16 protein-coding genes are annotated in these 15,818 nt (G+C 64.6%); 13 read left to right on the plus strand and 3 right to left on the minus strand.

Annotated elements, in window-relative coordinates:
* Positions 1 to 55: 55 nt before the first annotated feature.
* Positions 56 to 937 carry an S-methyl-5'-thioadenosine phosphorylase gene (locus EDE12_RS05700; RefSeq protein ID WP_026599424.1) on the minus strand — a complete coding sequence of 294 codons (882 nt, stop codon included), beginning with the start codon at positions 935 to 937 and terminating at the stop codon, positions 56 to 58.
* A 384-nt stretch (positions 938 to 1,321) separates the two neighbouring features.
* On the opposite strand from EDE12_RS05700, the gene EDE12_RS05705 reads away from it, so the two are divergent.
* From EDE12_RS05705 to EDE12_RS05725, 5 genes are all read left to right on the plus strand, one after another.
* Positions 1,322 to 1,885 carry a F0F1 ATP synthase subunit delta gene (locus EDE12_RS05705; RefSeq protein WP_026599423.1) on the plus strand — a complete coding sequence of 188 codons (564 nt, stop codon included), beginning with the start codon at positions 1,322 to 1,324 and terminating at the stop codon, positions 1,883 to 1,885.
* Positions 1,885 to 3,414: a F0F1 ATP synthase subunit alpha gene (atpA, locus tag EDE12_RS05710; protein ID WP_024881100.1), complete on the plus strand. Its 1,530-nt coding sequence runs from the start codon at positions 1,885 to 1,887 to the stop codon at positions 3,412 to 3,414. The genes EDE12_RS05705 and atpA overlap by 1 nt, the downstream gene beginning before the upstream one ends.
* Positions 3,415 to 3,567: 153 nt before the next feature.
* Entirely contained in the window at positions 3,568 to 4,449 is an 882-nt protein-coding gene (locus EDE12_RS05715; protein WP_024881099.1) for a F0F1 ATP synthase subunit gamma, read from the plus strand.
* Between the two features lie 28 nt (positions 4,450 to 4,477).
* Positions 4,478 to 5,914 (plus strand): F0F1 ATP synthase subunit beta, encoded by a 1,437-nt coding sequence (gene atpD / locus EDE12_RS05720; RefSeq protein ID WP_024881098.1) that lies wholly within the window; start codon positions 4,478 to 4,480, stop codon positions 5,912 to 5,914.
* 132 nt (positions 5,915 to 6,046) lie between these two features.
* Positions 6,047 to 6,445: a F0F1 ATP synthase subunit epsilon gene (locus EDE12_RS05725; RefSeq protein ID WP_024881097.1), complete on the plus strand. Its 399-nt coding sequence runs from the start codon at positions 6,047 to 6,049 to the stop codon at positions 6,443 to 6,445.
* A gap of 181 nt (positions 6,446 to 6,626) precedes the next feature.
* Here EDE12_RS05725 and EDE12_RS05730 read toward each other — a convergent pair whose 3' ends face one another.
* Both EDE12_RS05730 and EDE12_RS05735 read right to left on the minus strand, forming a co-directional pair.
* Positions 6,627 to 7,340: a hypothetical protein gene (locus EDE12_RS05730; protein WP_026599422.1), complete on the minus strand. Its 714-nt coding sequence runs from the start codon at positions 7,338 to 7,340 to the stop codon at positions 6,627 to 6,629.
* A 59-nt stretch (positions 7,341 to 7,399) separates the two neighbouring features.
* Complete coding sequence (locus EDE12_RS05735; protein WP_024881095.1) at positions 7,400 to 8,233, minus strand: hypothetical protein; 834 nt, start codon at positions 8,231 to 8,233, stop codon at positions 7,400 to 7,402.
* A gap of 362 nt (positions 8,234 to 8,595) precedes the next feature.
* Between EDE12_RS05735 and EDE12_RS05740 the strand changes: the two genes are divergently transcribed.
* The 8 genes from EDE12_RS05740 to EDE12_RS05775 all read left to right on the plus strand — a co-directional run bounded on the left by EDE12_RS05740 (position 8,596) and on the right by EDE12_RS05775 (position 15,469).
* Complete coding sequence (locus tag EDE12_RS05740) at positions 8,596 to 8,913, plus strand: 2Fe-2S iron-sulfur cluster-binding protein (RefSeq protein ID WP_018267966.1); 318 nt, start codon at positions 8,596 to 8,598, stop codon at positions 8,911 to 8,913.
* Positions 8,910 to 9,248, plus strand: coding sequence for a DUF2849 domain-containing protein (locus tag EDE12_RS05745; RefSeq protein ID WP_026599421.1), 339 nt, complete (start codon positions 8,910 to 8,912; stop codon positions 9,246 to 9,248). Before EDE12_RS05740 ends, EDE12_RS05745 begins: the two co-directional genes overlap by 4 nt.
* Positions 9,245 to 10,969 (plus strand): nitrite/sulfite reductase, encoded by a 1,725-nt coding sequence (locus tag EDE12_RS05750; RefSeq protein ID WP_026599420.1) that lies wholly within the window; start codon positions 9,245 to 9,247, stop codon positions 10,967 to 10,969. The genes EDE12_RS05745 and EDE12_RS05750 overlap by 4 nt, the downstream gene beginning before the upstream one ends.
* The gene (locus tag EDE12_RS05755) at positions 10,953 to 11,453 is read left to right on the plus strand and encodes a DUF934 domain-containing protein (protein ID WP_026599419.1); all 501 of its coding nucleotides are present in this window, start codon (positions 10,953 to 10,955) and stop codon (positions 11,451 to 11,453) included. The genes EDE12_RS05750 and EDE12_RS05755 overlap by 17 nt, the downstream gene beginning before the upstream one ends.
* Positions 11,450 to 12,199 carry a phosphoadenylyl-sulfate reductase gene (locus EDE12_RS05760; protein WP_026599418.1) on the plus strand — a complete coding sequence of 250 codons (750 nt, stop codon included), beginning with the start codon at positions 11,450 to 11,452 and terminating at the stop codon, positions 12,197 to 12,199. The genes EDE12_RS05755 and EDE12_RS05760 overlap by 4 nt, the downstream gene beginning before the upstream one ends.
* Complete coding sequence (gene cysD, locus EDE12_RS05765; RefSeq protein ID WP_026599417.1) at positions 12,196 to 13,113, plus strand: sulfate adenylyltransferase subunit CysD; 918 nt, start codon at positions 12,196 to 12,198, stop codon at positions 13,111 to 13,113. Before EDE12_RS05760 ends, cysD begins: the two co-directional genes overlap by 4 nt.
* Positions 13,113 to 14,741 (plus strand): sulfate adenylyltransferase subunit CysN, encoded by a 1,629-nt coding sequence (gene cysN, locus EDE12_RS05770; protein ID WP_026599416.1) that lies wholly within the window; start codon positions 13,113 to 13,115, stop codon positions 14,739 to 14,741. Before cysD ends, cysN begins: the two co-directional genes overlap by 1 nt.
* A 257-nt stretch (positions 14,742 to 14,998) precedes the next feature.
* Positions 14,999 to 15,469 (plus strand): hypothetical protein, encoded by a 471-nt coding sequence (locus tag EDE12_RS05775; RefSeq protein WP_024881088.1) that lies wholly within the window; start codon positions 14,999 to 15,001, stop codon positions 15,467 to 15,469.
* The last annotated feature ends 349 nt before the right edge of the window (positions 15,470 to 15,818 follow it).

Here is a 15,818-nt window from a genome sequence, read left to right on the forward strand (position 1 = left end):
CGCGAACAAAGCTTGGATCGTCGATCGCTTCGCGTCTGTGCGGCCGCGCACGTCCTCACCCCGCCGCGCCGCTCGCCCGCGCGACGATGACGCCGAGCTTCTCCATCAGCGCCGGATCGCGCGCCTCGGGCGCCGTCAGAATGGCGGTGTCGAGCGCGCGGTCGGAGCCGATGGGGCAGGGCTCGTGCTCTTGCGGGAAATCCGTGAGCAGACGAGCGAGCAGACGGCTCGCCTTGTCGGCGTTGTCGCGCACCACTGCGATAACCGCAGCGACATCGACATTGTCGTGCTCTGGATGCCAGCAATCGAAATCCGTGACCATTGCGATGGTCGCGTAAGACAGCTCCGCCTCGCGCGCCAGCTTGGCCTCCGGCATTGCGGTCATGCCGATGACGTCATAGCCCGCGGCCTTATAGGTCAGCGATTCCGCATAAGACGAGAATTGCGGACCTTCCATGCAGACATAGGTTCCGCCGACGGAGTGCTCTATGCCTTCCGCTTTCGCCGCGGCGGCGATGCGCTTCGCCAGCAAGGGCGCCACCGGATGCGCCATCGACACATGCGCGACGCAGCCATTGCCGAAGAAGGAGGATTGCCGGCCGAAGGTGCGATCGACGAATTGATCCGGCAGCACGAAGAGCCCTGGATAGAATTCCGATTTGAACGAGCCGCAGGCCGAGACGGACACGAGATCGGTAACGCCCGCCTGCTTCAGCGCGAAAATATTGGCGCGATAATTTATGCCCGAGGGCGAGAACACATGACCGCGACCATGCCGCGGCAGGAAAACGACCTGCGTCTCGCCGATGCGGCCGAAATGCAGCGCGTCGGACGGATCGCCCCAAGGCGTCGTCACGCGCTCCTCGCGCAGATCCTGAAGGCCGGGCAGATGATAGACGCCCGATCCTCCGATGATGCCCACCACCGCTCGCGTCATCTTTCGTCTCCGACTGTGGATAGGATTTCGCAGTGCCATGGCCTTGCGTGCGGCGCAAGCGGCGACAGCGCGGCGGCCTGCGCCGAAAATTCGCGAAGCGCTAAAAAATTCAACGCCATCAAAGGCCAAGCCGAGGGTTCGCGCGTGACGAAGCGAGGGTGGCGCTTTTTTGTGCGATCGTCGAAACTGCCCTCTCCGCAGCCGTCGCAGGGTTGCGCCGCAAAATATGCTGTGTTAGGGGACGATCGCCTTGGAGCTGGGGCGTCGCCCTTGGCTCCTTCCCCCGACAATACGTTGTTCGAGGCCATTGCGGATTTCGTCGCACGCAGACCTGCGTTGCGCGCGAGGCGCCTCGAGTAACGGCGATCCGAGAGCGATACGCAAGTGGCTTCAGGCGGAGACGATCTATCCGGAGTAGCGGGGCGATACGCCTCGGCCCTTTATGATCTCGCGGTGGAGAAAGGCTCCACGGACGAGATCGCGACGGCGCTGCGCGGCTTTGCCGCGCTGATCCAAGAGAGCGCGGATCTCGAGCGCCTGATCGAGAGCCCGATCTATTCTGCCGAAACGCAGATCAAGGCTCTCTCTCCCATTCTCGACGCCGCTGGCGTCACGGGCGTCGCGGCCAATTTCGTGAAGCTCGTCGCGACAAAACGTCGCCTCTTCGTTCTCCCCGCCATCATCGAGGCCTATGGCAAGCTGCATGACGCCGCCAAGGGCATTGTGCGCGCCGACGTCACGGTGGCCGCGCCGCTCGCCTCTCATCACGAGAGCGCGCTGCGCGATGCGCTCGCTGGCGTCACCAGCGGCAAGACGATCGACCTCGAGGTGAAGGTCGATCCGGCGATCATCGGGGGGCTCGTCGTCAAAATCGGCTCGCGCATGCTCGATGCGTCGCTGAAGACCAAGCTCAATTCCATTCGAACACGCATGAAAGAGGTCGGCTGATGGCTATCCGCGCCGCAGAGATTTCCGCGATCCTCAAGAATGAGATCGCCAATTTCGGCAATGAGGCCGAAGTCGCAGAGGTCGGTCAGGTTCTGTCCGTCGGCGACGGCATCGCCCGCGTTTATGGTCTGGACAATGTCCAGGCCGGCGAGACGGTGCTGTTCGAGAACGGCATCACCGGCATGGCGCTCAATCTCGAGAGCGACAATGTCGGCGTCGTGATCTTCGGCTCCGACCGCGACATCAAGGAAGGCCAGACCGTCAAGCGCACCGGCACCATCGTCGACGTTCCGGTCGGCAAGGGCCTGCTCGGCCGCGTCGTCGACGCCCTCGGCAATCCGATCGACGGCAAAGGCCCGATCTTCTACGAGAGCCGCTCGCGCGTCGACGTGAAGGCTCCCGGCATCATTCCGCGCAAGTCGGTGCATGAGCCGATGGCGACCGGCCTCAAGGCCATCGACGCGCTGATCCCGATCGGCCGCGGCCAGCGCGAGCTGATCATCGGCGACCGCCAGACCGGCAAGACCGCCGTGGCGCTCGACACCATCCTGAACCAGAAGTCGCTGAACGACGGCGACGACGAGAAGGCCAAGCTCTACTGCGTCTATGTCGCGGTGGGCCAGAAGCGCTCCACCGTCGCGCAATTCGTGAAGGTGCTGGAGGAGCGCGGCGCGCTCGACTATTCGATCGTCGTGGCGGCCACCGCCTCCGATCCGGCGCCGATGCAGTTCCTGGCTCCCTTCGCCGGCTGCGCCATGGGCGAGTATTTCCGCGACAACGGCCTGCACGCCGTGATCGTTTATGACGACCTTTCCAAGCAGGCCGTCGCCTATCGCCAGATGTCGCTGCTGCTGCGCCGTCCTCCGGGACGCGAGGCCTATCCGGGCGACGTGTTCTATCTCCACTCCCGTCTGCTCGAGCGCGCCGCCAAGCTCAATGACGAGCGCGGCTCCGGCTCGCTGACCGCTCTGCCGATCATCGAGACGCAGGCCAATGACGTGTCGGCCTATATTCCGACGAACGTCATCTCCATCACCGACGGTCAGATCTTCCTGGAGACGGACCTCTTCTACCAGGGCGTCCGCCCGGCGGTGAACGTCGGCCTCTCGGTGTCGCGCGTCGGCTCCTCGGCGCAGACGAAAGCGACGAAGAAGGTCGCCGGCAAGATCAAGGGCGAGCTCGCTCAGTATCGCGAGATGGCGGCCTTCGCTCAGTTCGGCTCCGATCTGGACGCGGTGACGCAGCGTCTGCTCAATCGCGGCGCGCGCCTGACCGAGCTGCTGAAGCAGCCGCAGTTCTCGCCGCTGCAGATGGAAGAGCAGACGGTGGTGATCTACGCCGGCGTCAACGGCTATCTCGATCCGCTGCCGGTCGGCCGCGTGCGCGCTTTCGAGGACGGACTGCTGGCGCTGCTGCGCACGCAGCATCCGAACATCCTCGAGACGATCCGCACGACCAAGGATCTGCCGGATGCGACGGCCGCCGAGCTGAAGAGCGTCCTCGGCGCCTTCTCGAAATCCTTCGCCTGACGCGCGCAACCTCGAGGACTAGAGACAATGCCTCCGTCATTGCGAGCGAAGCGAAGCAATCCAGGGGCCGCATCGCGGCTCTGGCTCGCTTCGTCGCTTCGCTCCTCGCGATGACGGCGGCGTGGTCCTGGTCAGAATGAGACGGGTTCCCTCATGCCTTCGTTGAAGGATCTTCGAAACCGCATATCTTCCGTCAAGGCGACGCAGAAGATCACCAAGGCCATGCAAATGGTCGCGGCGGCCAAGCTGCGCCGCGCCCAGGCGGCGGCCGAGGCGGCGCGGCCCTATGCCGAGCGCATCGAGAAAGTGCTCGCCAATCTCGCCGGGGGCGTCTCCTCCGGCGCGCCGGTGCTGCTCGCCGGCAATGGCCGCGACGAGACGCATCTTCTCGTCGTGGCGACCGCCGAGCGCGGCCTCTGCGGCGCATTCAACTCCTCGATCGTCCGCCTCGCCCGCGAGCACATCCAGCGCCTGCAGGGCCAGGGCAAGACGGTCAAGATTCTCTGCGTCGGCAAGAAGGGCTACGACCAGCTCCGCCGCAATTATGAGAAGAACATCATCGAGCTCATCGAGCTGCGCGGCGTGCGCCAGCTCGGCTTCGAGCAGGGCGACGCGATCGGCCGCAAGGTCATCGATCTGTTCGAGAGCGGCGAGTTCGATGTGGCGACGCTGTTCTTCTCGCGCTTCAAATCTGTGATTCAGCAGTTTCCGACAGCGCTGCAGCTCATTCCGGCGCAGATTTCCGCCAATGAGAACGAGGCGGCCGTGGCCGGCCCTCAGGCCAATTATGAATATGAGCCCGGCCAGGACGAAATTCTGGCGACGCTGCTGCCCCGCAACATATCGGTGCAGATTTTCCGCGCATTGCTCGAGAACGCCGCTTCCGAGCAGGGCGCGCGCATGAGCGCGATGGATAACGCCACGCGCAACGCCGGCGACATGATCAAGAAGCAGACGACGCTCTACAATCGTTCCCGCCAGGCGATCATCACCAAGGAACTCATCGAGATCATCTCGGGCGCCGAGGCGCTCTGATCGGAACAACAGTCGAGAGGACGAGACAATGGCTACCCCCACGACCACGGGTCACATCACGCAGGTGATCGGCGCTGTCGTCGACGTGAAGTTCGACGATCACCTGCCGGAAATCCTGAACGCGCTGGAGACCACCAATCAGGGCGCGCGCCTCGTCCTCGAAGTGGCGCAGCATCTCGGCGAGAACTCCGTGCGCACCATCGCCATGGACTCGACGGAAGGCCTCGTGCGCGGCACGCCGGTGAGCGACACGGGCGCCCCGATCTCCGTGCCGGTCGGCGACGAGATGCTCGGCCGCATCATCAATGTCATCGGCGAGCCGGTCGACGAGGCCGGCCCGATCGTGACGGCGACCAAGCGCGCCATCCACCAGCCGGCTCCGTCCTACGCCGAGCAGGCGACCGAGGCGCAGATCCTCGAGACGGGCATCAAGGTCGTCGACCTGCTCGCGCCCTACGCCAAGGGCGGCAAGGTCGGACTGTTCGGCGGCGCGGGCGTCGGCAAGACCGTCATCATCATGGAGCTCATCAACAATATCGCCAAGGCGCACGGCGGCTATTCCGTCTTCGCCGGCGTCGGCGAGCGCACCCGCGAGGGCAACGACCTCTATCACGAGATGATCGAGGGCGGCGTCAACAAGAAGCCCGAGAACGGCTCCGCCGTCGGCTCCAAGGCCGCGCTGGTCTATGGCCAGATGAACGAGCCTCCGGGAGCCCGCGCCCGCGTCGCTCTGACCGGCCTCACCGTCGCCGAGGACTTCCGCGACAAGGGCCAGGACGTGCTCTTCTTCGTCGACAACATCTTCCGCTTCACCCAGGCGGGCTCGGAAGTGTCGGCTCTGCTCGGCCGCATTCCCTCGGCGGTGGGCTATCAGCCGACGCTCGCCACCGACATGGGCGCGCTGCAGGAGCGCATCACCACGACGACCAAGGGCTCGATCACCTCGGTGCAGGCCATTTACGTGCCGGCCGACGATCTGACCGACCCGGCGCCGGCCACCTCCTTCGCCCATCTCGACGCGACGACCGTGCTCAACCGCTCGATCGCGGAAAAGGGCATTTATCCGGCCGTCGACCCGCTCGACTCGACCTCGCGCATGCTCTCCGCGGCCATCGTCGGCGAGGAGCATTACGAAGTCGCCCGCAAGGTGCAGTCGACGCTGCAGCGCTATAAGTCGCTGCAGGACATCATCGCCATTCTGGGCATGGACGAGCTCTCGGAAGAGGACAAGCTGACCGTGGCGCGCGCCCGCAAGATCGAGCGCTTCCTGTCGCAGCCTTTCCATGTCGCCGAAGCGTTCACCGGCGCGCCGGGCAAGCTCGTCGCGCTCGCCGACACGATCAAGGGCTTCAAGGGCCTCGTCGAAGGCCAATACGATCACCTCCCGGAGGCCGCCTTCTACATGGTCGGCACGATCGAGGAAGCGGTCGAGAAGGCCGCCAAGCTCGCCAAGGAAGCGGCTTGATCCGTTAATCGCTGAGCGGACGCGCGTCGGCCCGCCGACGCCTGTCCGCCCAGAGCTTTTTGGTTTTGCAGGATTTTCTTGGAAAGCCGGTTCCCGCTTTTCCGAAATCCGGCATAGACGACGGAGCCCTTCATGGCCACGTTCCACTTCGAACTCGTCTCTCCCGAGAAGCTTCTGTTCTCGGGAGAGGTGGACGCCGTCGTCGCCCCCGGCGCCGAGGGCGTGTTCACGGTTCTCAAAGACCATGCGCCGGTGATGACGGTGCTGAAGCCCGGCGTCGTCGAGATCGACGGGGCCGGCAAGAAAGAGAAGCTGTTCGTGCGCGGCGGCTTCGCCGACGTCGGGCTCGGCGGCTTCACCATTCTGGCCGAATATGCCATTCCGGTGGCTGACCTCGACGCCGCTAAGATCGACGCCGACATCAAGGACGCCAGCGAGGATGTGGCCGACGCCAAATCCGACGAGGCGCGTCGCCTCGCCTCGGAAAAGCTCGGTCAGCTCCAAGAGCTGAAGGCCGCTCTCGGCCTCTGACGCAATCGGCGCCTGGAGCAAGTCTCCGGGCGCCGGCCGCGGCTCTCCGATCGTAATGCGAGCCTGTAGGCTCACGGTCCAGCATTTGCCTTGGACCGTGAGCCTACAGGCTCGTTTCTTTTTGTCGGAAGCCTCGGCCCGAAGCAGGGGCTCTCATGAAAATGCGCGACGGCGTGGCGCTTTATTTCAAGAACTGCGCGCCATCCAGCTCATGCCGCAGCTCGAAGCTGCGGAATTGCGTGAAGATCGGCGCGATCCAGGCTTTGAGCGCGGCGCGAATGACGATCGACATTTCCGGCGGCGGCGAGACCAGCAGCCGGCTCAGCGATAGATCCGGCTCATCCAGAGTCTTCGCCACCGCGCCGTCCAACGCGCCGATGAGGAATCTGCGCGTCGAAGGATAATGTCCGAGCGTCTCATGGGCATAGGCGCCGAGCGGCGCGGCGCCCTCGTTCTGCACGATCACCATGGGGACATCGCGCCACGCCGCCGAAAGCGATTTCGCGCTGGCGAGAGCGGAGTCGGTCTGGTCGACATGGAAGAGCACGATCGGCTCGACGCCGCGCGCCCGCGCCTCCTCGACGAAGCCGATCTCCTTCACCGTCTTGAAGAAGCGGTCATAGGCGCGCTGCCAGACATCGACGATCTTGGGAACTCCGTCATCGACCAGCAGCCGATCGAACAAGGAGATCTGCCCACGTATGTCGGCCGTGTCGATGACGCGCGTGCGGTCCGGGAACCATTCGTGATAGCGCGGCGCATGCGGATCGGTGTCGAAGCCTTCGACCTCGGTGAGACGCGAGAGATAGAAATCCGTCAGCAGCCGCGCGGTCGTCGAAACGCCCGAACGCGGATGCGGGGAACAGGCGACGAACACCAAAGTGCGTCGACTCATCTTTCACTCTCTCGGCGCCGCCCGAGGCTCTCTGTGTTGCCGCTCAACCACGTTCGGCGCTATGCGCCCTCCCTGCCGGCGATCCGATCCAGCAGATGGATGCGGTCGAACTCGTCGGCGATCCTGTTCTGCCAGGTGCGGACATAGCCGCGAAGGACGAAGGAATGGTCCGCCGGCTCCCCTTCCGCCGTCCGATTGGCGACGAAGGTGGAAAAAGGCGCGCCGGCGATCTCCACCTGTTCATAGGACAATTCGTTGAGCTTGGGGATGGTGATCTCGCCCGCGGTCTCCACTTTCTCGAAATATTTGCGGTGCGTCACCGGGTCCCATTCGAAAAAGGTGGTGTCGTTGACATGGTTCTTGACGAGGAAATAGTCCGCGTCCTCGACATAGGGCGCGACTTCTGCGATCTCGTCGAGCGAGGCGATGGACGATCCGAGCACATGGAACAGAATGAAGCCGACCTCTCCTTCCGCCACCGCATCCAGAAAGCCCGTGTCCTGCAGCGCCTGCAGGGCCGGCTCCAGCCCGCCGGCGCGAACATCGACGACGCTGACCTTGATCTCAGCCGTGGCGAGAGTATCGATGATCTTCATCTGGTCCGAGGTCGAGGTGAGATCGACGACGCTGGTCTGGTCGGGATGAAACCGATAGAGCGTGCCGCGCGGCGTCTCCGTGTCGAAGGCCCGGGTCAAGACATTATTGGCGGCGAGATAGTCGAGCAGCACGCGCGCGATCGTCGTCTTGCCCACGCCGCCCTTGTCGGCTCCGACCAGAATGAGCGTCGGCCGGCCTCTCTGAGGGGCGAGCGGAGGAACCTTCTCCCGCACGACCGGCGGCCGCTCCTCACGGGCCGAACTCTGCTTGGTTTCTTTGGTCGGTCTTTGAGCCATGGCCTAGCACCTATATCGCTCGCGCCCGCTTTCGGGCGGCAGGAACATAAAACTCTTACCATTTATGAGTTGCGCGCGCCGAGCCTTTTCTCGCCGCCACTGGCGCGATCGAGGCCTTTTCGGTTGATACCACGCGTAGCGTTTGTAGTTTTTCGAGGCGCGAGGCTACCTTATAGTGAATTGACATTCACGCGACCTCGAATAAGTAGGTCTCACATTTTCGAAGGATTGCGGTTCGTGCCGAGGTCTCCGCGCTTTGCGGCGATCGGCGCGCCCGCTTTGCTCGGCGCGAGGGGGTCGCGCAGGGCCGACAGCCGAAGGAAGGGCGCCTCGGCGGCGACCGCGCCTGTTCGGAGAAAAGGATGAGCGTGATCCGTGTCGAGGACGCAGACGGCGTCACCCACGAGCTGGAGCCTGTGGAAGGCTGGCGGTTGATGGAGATTTTGCGGGATTATGGGATGGGCATGGAGGGCACATGCGGCGGCGCGGTCGCCTGCGCCTCCTGCCACATCGTGCTCGATCCCGAATGGGCCGACAAGGTCGCGCCGCCGCGCGAGGACGAGATCGACAAGCTCGACGAGCTGCCCTTTCTGCACGAGACCTCGCGGCTCTCCTGCCAGATCATCTGGTCGGACGAGCTCGACGGGCTGAAGCTCACTCTGGTCAAGGAGCCGACATGACGCGGCCCGCCAATCCGAAATTCTCGCCCAAGATTCTGCTCGCCTCCGATCTCGCCGAGGGCGACGTCGTGTTTTGGGGGCAGGACGGCTGGGAGCGCGATCTCCTGCGCGCGAAAATTGCTTATGACGAGGCCGAGGCGGCGACGCTGGACGCGGCGGGCAAGGCGGCGGTCGCCGCCAATCGCGTCGTCGACGCCTATCTGGTCGATGTCACGGTGGATGCGGCCGGCGCGCCGGCTCCGTCGCATTTTCGCGAGAAGTTCCGCGCCGCCGGCCCGAGCGTGCGGCGCGATCTCGGCAAGCAGGCGTGGCTGCAAGGAGCGGGGAATCGATGACTGCGCATGATCCGGCCCTGCCGCCGCGCCCCAATTCCGCGCCGACGATCTACGCCTATGACGAATATGACCGCGCCTTCGTGCGCGAGCGCGTGGCGGAATTCCGTGGGCAGGTGGAGCGTCGCCTCGCCGGCGCGTTGACGGAGGAGGAATTCCGTCCGTTCCGCCTGATGAACGGGCTCTATCTGCAGCTGCACGCCTATATGCTGCGCGTCGCCATTCCCTATGGCTCGCTCACCTCGCGGCAGATGCGCCAGCTCGCCTATATCGCCGACAAATGGGACAAGGGCTACGGCCATTTCACCACGCGGCAGAACCTGCAATATAATTGGCCGAAGCTCGTCGATGTGCCGGATATTCTCGAGGCGCTCGCCGACGTCGACATGCACGCGATCCAGACTTCCGGCAATTGCATTCGCAATGTGACCGCCGATCATTTCGCCGGCGTCGCCGCCGATGAGCTGGAGGACCCACGGCCGACGGCGGAGTTTCTGCGCCAGTGGTCGAGCGCCCATGCCGAATTCAGCTTCCTGCCGCGCAAGTTCAAGATCGCGGTGAGCGGCGCCGAGCATGACCGCGCCGCGATCAAGATTCACGATATCGGCCTGCGCATCGTGAAGAATGCGCAAGGCGCGATCGGCTATGAGGTGATCGTCGGCGGCGGTCTCGGCCGCACGCCTTTCGTCGGCAAGCTGCTGCGGGAGTTCCTGCCGCGCGCCGATCTGCTCGCTTTTCTCGAGGCGATTCTGCGCGTCTATAATCGCTTCGGCCGCCGCGACAACAAATATAAGGCGCGCATCAAAATATTGGTGCACGAGACCGGGCTCGACGAAATTCGCACGCAGGTGGAGGCGGAGTTCGCCGCCATGGACCGCGCGCCTTTCGCCTATGACGCGCAGGAGCTGGAGCGCGTCGTCGCAGCCTTCGCGCCGCCGGCTTACGAGAGCTTGCCCGCACGCTCGGACGCGCTCGAAAAGGCCAAGGCGGAGAACACCGAATTCGCCGCTTTCGCCGCGGTGAATGTCGCGCCGCATAAGGTTCCCGGCTACGCCATCGTCACTGTCTCGCTGAAGCCGATCGGCGGCATTCCGGGCGACGCCACCGCCGCGCAGATGCGCGCGCTGGCCGATGCGGCCGACACCTATGGTTTCGGCGAATTGCGCGTCAGCCATGAGCAGAACATCATTCTTCCGCATGTGAAGCAGGATGATCTTTTCGCTCTGTGGCGCGATCTTTCGGCGGCTGGCCTCGCGACCGCCAACGCCGGGCTCATCAGCGATATCATCTCCTGCCCGGGGCTCGACTATTGCGCGCTGGCGACGGCGCGCTCCATCCCGATCGCTCAGGCGATCTCGGAGCGTTTCGCCGATCTCGAGCGCCAGCGTCTCATCGGCAAGCTGGGGATCAAGATTTCCGGCTGCATCAACGCCTGCGGCCATCATCATATCGGCGCGATCGGCATTCTCGGCCTCGAGAAGAAGGGCGTCGAATCCTATCAGATCACGCTCGGCGGCGATCCGACGCTCTCGGCCTCGATCGGCGAATTGCTCGGTCCCGGCGTGTCGGCGGAAGAGGTTCCCGACGTGATCGAGAGCCTGGTGCAATTCTATCTCGCCGAGCGGCGCGAAGGCGAGGCTTTCATCGACACATGGCGGCGCTTGGGCCATAAGCGTTTCAAGGAATCTGCGCGCCGGGAGGGCGAGGATGGCTCTGGTATCTGACGGCGCTTTCATCGCGGACGAGTGGCGCCGTCTCGCCGATGAGGAATCCCTGCCCGGCTCCGGCAAGGTGATCGTCTCGCTCGGGCGGCTGCCCGCCGCGCGGGAAGATGCGCGGCTGACGGCGCTCGGCGTCTATGTCGCCAATACGACGGATCCCAAGGCGCTGGCGCCTTATTTCGCGCGTCTCGCGCTCATCGACATCGCCTTTCCGGCCTTCACCGATGGGCGCGGCTTCTCGCTCGCGCGGCTGCTGCGCCGCGAGGGTTTCGTGGGCGAGTTGCGGGCGAGCGGCCGGCTGACGCCGGACCAATATTTGCACGCGGTCGGCGGCGGCTTCGACACGATCGAGATTCCCGATGAGCTCGCGGCGCATCACGGCGAGGCCAATTGGGCAAAGGCGCGTCAGGCGCGCAGCCTCTCCTATCAGCGCGGCGTCGCGGGCGGCGCATCTATACTCGAACGCCGGCGAAAGGGCGTGGCATGAAGACGTCGATCGTCGAAACGCTCGCGCCGCGCCTCGCGCCGCTCGATCTCGATCATCGCTTGAAGCTCACGCGCGAGGTCATCCCCGGCCGCATCGTCTTCACGACGAGCTTCGGCATAGAGGATCAGCTCGTCACCCATTCCATCTTCACCCAGGGCCTCGAGATCGATGTGGTGACGATCGACACGGGGCGTCTCTTCGAGGAGACGATCGCCCTTTGGGAGAAGACCGAGGCGCGTTATGCGCGGCGCATTCACGCCGCCTATCCGCAGGCGCTGCCGCTCGCCGATTATGTCGCCGAGCATGGCGTCAACGGCTTCTATCGCTCGGTCGAGAATCGCAAGGGCTGCTGCCATATTCGCAAGGTGGAGCCGCTGTCGCGCCTGCTCGCCGGCGCCTCCGCCTGGGTGACGGGCCTGCGCGCCGATCAATCGCAGGCGCGCGAGGGCGTGCATCTCATCGAGAGCGACGCCGAGCGTCGGCTGGTCAAGCTCAATCCGCTCGCCGATTACACGCGCGAGGCCATCGTCGCCGCGACAGAGGAATTCAGCGTGCCGGTGAACGAGCTGCACGAGAAAGGCTTTCTCTCCATCGGCTGCGCGCCCTGCACGCGCGCGCTGGAGCCCGGCGAGAGCGAGCGCGCCGGCCGCTGGTGGTGGGAAGAGGACGAGAAGAAAGAATGCGGCCTGCATGTCGGGCCGGACGGAAGGCTGACGCGCGGCGCGGCGCCGGAGGGCTCGCAATGAACGCGCTGGCGGCAAAGCCCCTCGGCCATTTGGATCGGCTGGAGGCGGAGAGCATCCACATCATGCGCGAGGTGGTCGCCGAATGCGAGCGGCCGGTGATGCTCTACTCCATCGGCAAGGATTCGGCAGTGATGCTGCATCTCGCCATGAAGGCCTTCTATCCGTCGAAGCCGCCTTTCCCGCTGCTGCATGTCGACACGACATGGAAGTTCAAGGAAATGATCGCCTTTCGCGACCGCCGCGCGGCCGAGACGGGCCTCGAGCTGCTCGTCCACACCAATCCGGAAGGGGTCGCGATGAATATCGATCCCACCGTGCACGGGTCGCAGCTCCATACGCAGATCATGAAGACCGACGCGCTGAAGCAGGCGCTCGACAAATGGAAATTCGACGCGGCTTTCGGCGGCGCGCGGCGCGATGAGGAGAAATCCCGCGCCAAGGAGCGCGTGCTCTCCTTCCGCAACGCGCAGCATCGCTGGGATCCGAAGGCGCAGCGGCCGGAGTTCTGGCGCCTCTACAACGCCCGCAAGGGACCGGGCGAGAGCCTGCGCGTCTTCCCTCTGTCCAATTGGACCGAGGCCGATGTGTGGGATTACATCGCGCGCGAGGGCATAGACGTCGTGCCGCTCTATTACGCCAAGGAGCGGCCGGTGATCGATCGCGGCGGCATGCTCATCATGGTGGACGACGATCGCCTGAAGCTGCAGCAAGGCGAGACCGTGCAGCAGAGGCTGGTGCGCTTCCGCACGCTCGGCTGCTATCCGCTGACCGGCGCGATCGAGAGCTCCGCGGCGACGCTGGAGGAGATCATCGCCGAAATGCGCGCGAGCCGCTCCTCCGAGCGTCAGGGCCGCCTCATCGATCACGACGGCTCCTCCTCCATGGAGCAGAAGAAGCAGGAGGGTTATTTTTGATGCACGGCGGCCTCGCCACGCCCGCGCCGCTGCGCGCTCCCGCCGGGCCGGCGCCCGCCGACAAGCCTTTGCTGCGCTTCATCACCTGCGGCTCGGTGGACGACGGCAAGTCGACGCTCATCGGCCGTCTGCTCTATGACGCCGATCTCGCGGCCGACGATCTCATCGCCGCGCTCGAGCAGGATTCGAAGAAGCACGGCACGCAGGGCGACGATCTCGATTTCGCGCTGCTCGTCGACGGCCTCGCGGCGGAGCGCGAGCAGGGCATCACCATCGATGTCGCCTATCGCTATTTCGCGACGGAGAAGCGCAAGTTCATCGTCGCCGACACGCCCGGCCATGTGCAATACACGCGCAATATGGCGACCGGCGCCTCGACGGCGGAGCTCGCCGTTCTGCTCGTCGATGCGCGCAGAGGCCTGCTGGATCAGACGCGCCGGCACAGCGTCATCGTCTCCATGCTCGGCGTTCGGCATGTCGTCGTCGCCGTCAACAAGATGGACCTCGTCTCCTATTCGCAGGAGATTTTCGCCGACATAGAGCGCGACTTCCGCGCCTTCGCCGAGCATTTGCGCTTTCTCACCATTCAGGTGATTCCGCTGGTCGCCAAGGACGGCGACAATCTCGTTCATGCGAGCAAGAAAATGGACTGGTATTCCGGTCCGCCGCTGCTCGCCTATCTCGAGAGCGTCGCCTCGGACGACAACGCCCGCGTGCTGCCCTTCCGTTTCCCCGTGCAATGGGTGAACCGGCCGTCCCATGATTTCCGCGGCTTCTCTGGCTTCATCGCCGGCGGCAACGTAAAGCCGGGCGACATCGTCCGCATTTTGCCGTCCGGCCGCGACACGACGATCGCGCGCATCGTCACCTATGACGGCGATCTCGCCCATGCGGTGGCCGGCCAATCGGTGACGCTGACCCTCACCGAAGAGATCGACATTTCCCGCGGCGACATGCTCGTCTCGCCGGTGTCGCCGGCCAAGATCGGCGATCGCCTGTCGGCCCGGCTGCTATGGCTGGTGCGCGAGCCGCTCACGCTGGACAAGAGCTATCTTTTAAAGCTCGGCGCGCGCATGACGCCCGCCTTTGTGAAGCAGGTCGCCTCGCACATACAGATCGAGACCGGCCTCGCCGAGCCGCTCGCCGATTCGTCGCAGACGCTCGCCTTCAACGAGATCGGCGAGGCGGAGCTGTGGCTCGACACGGCCATCGCCTGCGATCTCTATGAGGACAATCGCGAGACCGGCGGCTTCATTCTCATCGATCGCGTGACCAATGAGACGGTCGCCGTCGGCATGGTGAAGCAATCGGCCTGGACCGAGCGCAGCGCGCGCAATGGCGTGGAGGCGAGCTACGCCTCCATGGAAGGCGTGCCGCCGCCCGATCATCTGCTGCATCCGACGCCTTTGCGCAGCCTGGTGAAGTCGCTGTCCTGGCGCGTGCCCGGCAGCGTCATCACTTTCGGCGCGGCCTTCCTGTTCACGCAGGACACGGGCATATCGGCCGCGATCACCGGCACGGAGATCGTCTCCAAAATCGTGCTCTATTATCTGCACGAGCGCCTGTGGACGCGCTTCGCCGTCGGCCTCACCAAGAACGAACCGCCGCACGACGATACGGGGCTGTAAGGGCGCTCTCGCGACGAGACGCTGAAGCGCCCCCGACATTCATAGGGCGGTTTCCACCCTCCCCTTCAGGGGGAGGGTCGGATGGCGAAGCCATCCGGGGTGGGGTTCAGCAAAGTACGGGTGATAGCGGCCGGCGTCTCGTCTGCGCCAGACGCGCGGACCTCTCGCGGTGGGCCGCCGACGATCGCAGCAACCGCGTGGCTATTCGTGAGTTTTCGGCTAATTTGCATTTGTTGCTTGGTTCGCGGAATTACGACATGCGAATTGATCCTGCGCGTATCCAGAAATTCTCCTTCGCCGCCCTCGCCCTTTTTTCCATGACCGGCGGAGCGATCGCTCAGGAGGCCGCCGCGCGTGGACGCGCTTACTTCGCCGGCGCGACGATCCGTGGCTACGATCCGTTTCACGGAACGCAGGTCGAATATCATGTGCCGAATGGAAACTGCTATCTCTGGTATCCCGGCAACACCGTGATTCTGCATGGATACTGGCAATTCAACGGTGACGATCTCTGCTACCGCTATCCCGTGTCCGGCATCAATCCATCGACCGGAGAGCCGGGCGAGAAGTGGTCCTGCCGAAATGTCGACAGTCGGATGCGGCGCATTCGCGAACGCGCGCCCGGCGATATTCTCGGCCTGTCGCGCGCCTCGCGTCCGCGTTTCATCCTGCCGAAGGATGAAACCACGCTCGCGGACCTCTTACGCGAGGTCCGGTCCCGTCGCTGATCCGAACGTAAGGGCCTCTCTCTGGGCAGGTGCGCGGTTTCGAGAGACGCGCGGCGGCTACCCTCGTTCACGCGCTCGACGCCGCTCCGCCGGCGCGGCTTCTCCTTCGCGCGGAGGCATTTGGGAACAAATGCAAAAGCCGGCCGAATATCCCAGGCGCGCGCGGGAATAGCCGATGGCGGCCGCGGCGTCGCGAGCGACCTTGCATCACCTGCGCAACGCGGCGGGACGCTTTTGCGCGCCCTGGATTCGCCCTGTGGCCGTCATGGCCGGGCTTGTCCCGGCCATCCACGCCGCGCAGCCGAGGAACCGAAGGAAAGCGTCCGCTATCGACGGATGCGTCCCACGG

The sequence above is a fragment of the Methylosinus sp. sav-2 genome (genome assembly GCF_004366495.1).
Lineage (GTDB): Bacteria > Pseudomonadota > Alphaproteobacteria > Rhizobiales > Beijerinckiaceae > Methylosinus.

Coding starts and splice junctions, on each gene's coding strand:
- EDE12_RS05775 (WP_024881088.1), top strand. CDS start 14,999: ATGCGAATTGATCCTGCGCGTATCCAGAAATTCTCCTTCGCCGCCCTC.
- cysN (WP_026599416.1), top strand. CDS start 13,113: ATGCACGGCGGCCTCGCCACGCCCGCGCCGCTGCGCGCTCCCGCCGGG.
- EDE12_RS05760 (WP_026599418.1), top strand. CDS start 11,450: ATGAAGACGTCGATCGTCGAAACGCTCGCGCCGCGCCTCGCGCCGCTC.
- EDE12_RS05750 (WP_026599420.1), top strand. CDS start 9,245: ATGACTGCGCATGATCCGGCCCTGCCGCCGCGCCCCAATTCCGCGCCG.
- EDE12_RS05730 (WP_026599422.1), bottom strand. CDS start 7,340: ATGAGTCGACGCACTTTGGTGTTCGTCGCCTGTTCCCCGCATCCGCGT.
- EDE12_RS05700 (WP_026599424.1), bottom strand. CDS start 937: ATGACGCGAGCGGTGGTGGGCATCATCGGAGGATCGGGCGTCTATCAT.
- EDE12_RS05740 (WP_018267966.1), top strand. CDS start 8,596: ATGAGCGTGATCCGTGTCGAGGACGCAGACGGCGTCACCCACGAGCTG.
- cysD (WP_026599417.1), top strand. CDS start 12,196: ATGAACGCGCTGGCGGCAAAGCCCCTCGGCCATTTGGATCGGCTGGAG.
- EDE12_RS05745 (WP_026599421.1), top strand. CDS start 8,910: ATGACGCGGCCCGCCAATCCGAAATTCTCGCCCAAGATTCTGCTCGCC.
- atpA (WP_024881100.1), top strand. CDS start 1,885: ATGGCTATCCGCGCCGCAGAGATTTCCGCGATCCTCAAGAATGAGATC.
- EDE12_RS05715 (WP_024881099.1), top strand. CDS start 3,568: ATGCCTTCGTTGAAGGATCTTCGAAACCGCATATCTTCCGTCAAGGCG.
- EDE12_RS05755 (WP_026599419.1), top strand. CDS start 10,953: ATGGCTCTGGTATCTGACGGCGCTTTCATCGCGGACGAGTGGCGCCGT.
- EDE12_RS05735 (WP_024881095.1), bottom strand. CDS start 8,233: ATGGCTCAAAGACCGACCAAAGAAACCAAGCAGAGTTCGGCCCGTGAG.
- atpD (WP_024881098.1), top strand. CDS start 4,478: ATGGCTACCCCCACGACCACGGGTCACATCACGCAGGTGATCGGCGCT.
- EDE12_RS05725 (WP_024881097.1), top strand. CDS start 6,047: ATGGCCACGTTCCACTTCGAACTCGTCTCTCCCGAGAAGCTTCTGTTC.